The organism is Corallococcus sp. AS-1-12 (assembly GCF_020036995.1).
Classification (GTDB): Bacteria; Myxococcota; Myxococcia; order Myxococcales; family Myxococcaceae; genus Corallococcus.
Window position 1 is genome coordinate 46028 of sequence record NZ_JAIQDD010000001.1, and the last position, 1032, is coordinate 47059.

Consider the following 1032-nt stretch of genomic DNA (forward strand, 5'->3'; position numbering starts at 1 on the left):
GCTCCCGCCTCGGGCGCGGTCAGCCGCGCAGCTTGTTGAGCAGCGCGAAGAGCCGGGTCACGTCGTCCTCGGACGTCAGGGTCCCGGCGATCTCCGCCAGCGCCGCGTGCTGGGCGGGGGAGAGTCTGCCCAGCAGGGCGAACTCCTCCGGGGAGAAGCGGCAGAAGGCCTGCCCGTCGGCGAAGCTGGGGCGGTGGTCCCAGAGGTTGGCCAGCAGGTTCACGCGGGGCCGCTCCGGGGAGACCTGCTCGGTGGCGGCGATGCAGTGGGGGAGCGTCCCCCGGAAGACGGCGCACCGGTTGGGTTTGAAGGGCACCGTCACCCACTGGTCCGACAGCTTGAACAGCGCGTCGAAGTCGTGGAAGCGCATGCAGTTGTCCAGGAGCGTCTGGGACAGGGGCTCCTCCAGGTTGAACACCGTGCCGCCGCCCACGAGCCCGCTCTGGGGACCCAGGTACAGGACGGTGCCCCACAGAGGCAGGTGCACCTTGCCTGTCTTCTCCGCCAACGGGACGTCATGGTCCACGTGGAAGGCCGCGCGCCTCACCGGGGCGCCCAGGTTGTGGAACCACAGCTCGAAGCCCGCCACCTGGTCGCGCCGGACCTCCGGGATGAGGTCCAACAGCCGGACGAAGTATTGGAAGGTGAGGGTGGAAATCTCCCGGGGGAGATAGGCCGCCAGCGCCTCCACCTGACGCGCGTCACCCTGCTGGTAGGCAATGACCCGCTCCATGTCCACCCAGAAGAACCCCGAGGGCAGCGGAGGCAGCGGCCGCAGCGCTTCGTAGGCCGCGTGGATCAACGCCTCATCAAAGACGTTGTTGAAGACCTGGAGGGCCTGCGGGTGGGTGCGCCGCTGCTGCGTCAGGGCTGAATAGTCAAACTGGCGTTCGGTGCTCATGCTGTGGTCGCTCCGTGCATGGCTTGGTGCGGGCGCACGGTACACGATTCGCCTGGCCCTCCACAGCCCGGGCGCGACCTCTGGTAGCGTGGCGGTGTCACTCTTCCAGGGGCCGTTGCAAGGAGACATGA

The 1032-nt window shown here is 68.3% G+C and carries 1 protein-coding gene; it reads right to left on the reverse strand.

Features of this window, described 5'->3' with window-relative positions:
* Nucleotides 1–19: 19 nt before the first annotated feature.
* Nucleotides 20–901, reverse strand: a complete 882-nt coding sequence (locus K8556_RS00195; protein ID WP_223737999.1) for a hypothetical protein — start codon at nucleotides 899–901, stop codon at nucleotides 20–22.
* Nucleotides 902–1032 lie beyond the last annotated feature (131 nt).